The organism is Kitasatospora sp. MY 5-36, from assembly GCF_001182915.1.
Classification (GTDB): Bacteria; Actinomycetota; Actinomycetes; order Streptomycetales; family Streptomycetaceae; genus Kitasatospora.
The window spans coordinates 1-2,727 of sequence record NZ_LFVW01000980.1; the positions used below are offsets into that span (position 1 = coordinate 1).

Sequence of the window (2,727 nt, forward strand, 5' to 3'; positions counted from 1 at the left end):
CAGGGGCGGGTGACGGCGGCCGGCCGGCCCGCCGGGCTCTTCGACGACGTGGTGGGGCGCGGCTTCGTGCTGCTCACCACCGAGCCGCCGGAGAGCCTGCTCACCGCCGGGGACCGCGCCTGGCTGGCCGACCTCGGCGGCCACGCGGTGAGGGTACTCGCGGCCGCCGACGAGGAGCCCCCGGCGGGCGCGGTGGGCGACACCGACGGGGTGTACCTGCCGTACCTGGCCGAGGCCGGGGCGGTCGCGGTGCTGGTCCGGCCCGACTTCTACGTCTACGGCGCGGCTGCGGACCGGACGGAGCTGGCCACGCTCCTCGAAGCGCTCCGCACCGACCTCGCCGCCTGACGGCCCGTCCGTCTGAACCCGCCGGAGCCAGTGGGGAGTTGACCTCTCCCTCCCGCGCACATGCTGACGGCCCGCTCCCCCTCCGCGTGGAGGAGCGGGCCGTCGGTCCGGGTGGGCGGTCCTCAGACCGCCACGGGCGCCCGCCGGGCGGAGTGCTCCAGCAGGATCTCCGCCACCACGCGCGCCAGGTCCAGGGTCTGGCGCCCGTTCAGCCGCGGGTCGCAGCCGGTCAGGTAGCGCTCGGGGAGCTGCTCCTCGCGCAGGTCCTCGCGACCGCCGAGGCACTCGGTCACGTCGTCGCCGGTCAGTTCCAGGTGCAGGCCGCCGGGGTGGCTGCCTATCGCCCGGTGCACGGCGAAGTACCCGCTCACCTCGGCGGCGATCCGGTCGAAGCGGCGGGTCTTCAGCCCGCCGGCCGCCGTCTCGGTGTTGCCGTGCATCGGGTCGCAGAGCCAGACCACCGGGTGCCCGGCGTCCGACACCGCCTCCACCAGCGGCGGCAGCACGTCGGACACCCGGTCCGCGCCCATCCGGCTGATCAGCGTCAGCCGGCCGGGGACGCGGTCCGGGTCCAGCGCCTCGGCGTAGGCGACGGCCTGCTCCGGGGTGGTGGACGGGCCCAGCTTGAGGCCCAGCGGGTTGGCGATCCGGCGGGCCAGGGCGACGTGCGCGCCGTCGAGTTCGCGGGTCCGCTCGCCGATCCACAGGAAGTGGCCGGACAGCGCGTACCCGTCGCGCACCAGCGGCACCTCGTAGTCGAGCAGCAGGGCCTCGTGACCGGCGAACAGTTCGGTGCGGGTCGCGTCGGCCACCGAGTCCAGCACGTCGAGCGCGGCGCCGGCGCCGTCGTACGCGGTGAGCATCCGCCGCGGGTCCGGTGTGCGGGCCTCGGCCGTCGCCGCGAGGCCGTTGACGATGTCGCCCCGGTAGGAGGGCAGCCCGTCCGGGCCCGTCGGGCTGGAGCGCGGCTTGGCGTACTGCCCGGCGACGCGTCCGACCGGCACCACCGGCAGGCCGGAGGCGACCTCGAACAGGGTCGCGCAGTGCAGCAGGGCGTGCAGGTTGGCGCGCACGTGCTCGGGGGTGTTGCCGGCGAAGGTCTCGGCGCAGTCCCCGCCCTGGACGACCAGGGCCCGGCCGAGCGCGGCCTCGGCCAGGCGCTCCCGGAGCCGGTCCACGGCGGCGGGCTCCACCAGGGGCGGCAGGGCGCCGAGCGCGGCGCGCACCTCGTGCACCCGTTCCTGATCGGGCCACCGCGGTTGCTGGCCGGCGGTCAGGCCCGCCAGGGCCCGGGCGAGGTCGGGCCCGGTGCCGTCGTGCACCGTCAGGCTGGTGGCGGTCGGCGTGGTCATCGGCGTCGTCATCCCGTCTTCCTCAGGTTGGCCCACAGATCGGCGGGCAGGTCCTTGCGTCGGCGTACCCCGAGCTTGCGGTAGACCCGGGTGAGGTGCTGTTCCACGGTGCTCGCCGTGACGTACAGGCGTCCGGCGATCTCGCGGTTGGTGTAGCCGAGTACGGCGAGCGAGGCGACCCGCCGCTCGGACTCGGTGAGCGCGTCGACCCCGCCCGGCTCCCGCGCGTCGGCGGCGGGGCCGCTCTCGCCGAGGTCCGCCGAGACCGACAGCAGCTCCTGGACGAGCGGCCGCAGGGCGCACATGTTCGCCACGTGCAGGGCCTGGCGCAGCAGCAGCCGGGCCCGGCGCCTGTTGCCGGAGCCCTGGTGCACCCGGCTCAGGTCGGTGAGCACCCGCACCTGCTCGTAGCGGTCGCCGGAGGCCTCGGTGAGGTCGACGGCCTCGGTGAGCAGGGGGCCGCGCCGCCCGGCCGGCCCGGCCGCGGCGAGCAGCCGCAGCGCCGGGCCGCGGTTGTGCGGCAGGTCGGCGTCGGCCCGGCTGAGCTGTTCGTGGATCAGCCGCCAGGCGCGGTCCCGGTTGTCCAGCCGCAGCCAGGCGTCGGCGGCCTGGGTGCGCCAGGGCACCACCCCGGCGCCGTCCAGGCCCCAGGTGCGCAGCAGTTCGCCGCAGGACAGGAAGTCGGCGAGTGCCGCGTGGCCGTGCCGGGTGGCCTGGTAGTGCTCGCCGCGGGCGAACAGGTAGTGCAGCCCGTACAGGCTCTGGAACATCGCCTCACCGACGGCGTGGGTGAGGTGCTTGGCGGCCGAGCGGTGCTCGCCGGTGCGGCTCTCGGCGATGACCAGCGTGCCCAGCGGCAGGCCCACCGCGATGCCCCAGGAGGTGGGGCTGAGGTGGGTCAGCGCGGCCCGGCTGTGCTCGGCCGCCGTGGTCGGCTCGCCGAGCCGCAGGGCCGCCTCGGCGTGCGCCGCCGAGTACAGGGCCGTCGCGGTCGGGGCCTCGCGGCGCGCGGCGGTGCCGAGCAGCC

At 76.4% G+C, this 2,727-nt stretch carries 2 protein-coding genes and 1 pseudogene; 1 reads left to right on the plus strand and 2 read right to left on the minus strand.

Features of this window, described 5'->3' with window-relative positions; genetic code table 11:
* Positions 1 to 348: pseudogene (locus AE652_RS39100) on the plus strand (bifunctional 3-(3-hydroxy-phenyl)propionate/3-hydroxycinnamic acid hydroxylase); the annotation flags it as partial.
* Positions 349 to 470: 122 nt separating this feature from the next.
* On the opposite strand, the gene AE652_RS39105 reads toward AE652_RS39100, so the two are convergent.
* Positions 471 to 1,712 carry a 3-deoxy-7-phosphoheptulonate synthase gene (locus AE652_RS39105; RefSeq protein ID WP_082346257.1) on the minus strand — a complete coding sequence of 414 codons (1,242 nt, stop codon included), beginning with the start codon at positions 1,710 to 1,712 and terminating at the stop codon, positions 471 to 473.
* The coding region (locus tag AE652_RS39110) for a helix-turn-helix transcriptional regulator (RefSeq protein WP_049660273.1) at positions 1,709 to 2,727 on the minus strand (1,019 nt) is incomplete at its 5' end. The genes AE652_RS39105 and AE652_RS39110, both read right to left, overlap by 4 nt.

Bases quoted from the DNA above. Each gene is read 5' to 3' on its own strand.
- AE652_RS39105 (WP_082346257.1), bottom strand. From the start codon at position 1,712: ATGACGACGCCGATGACCACGCCGACCGCCACCAGCCTGACGGTGCAC.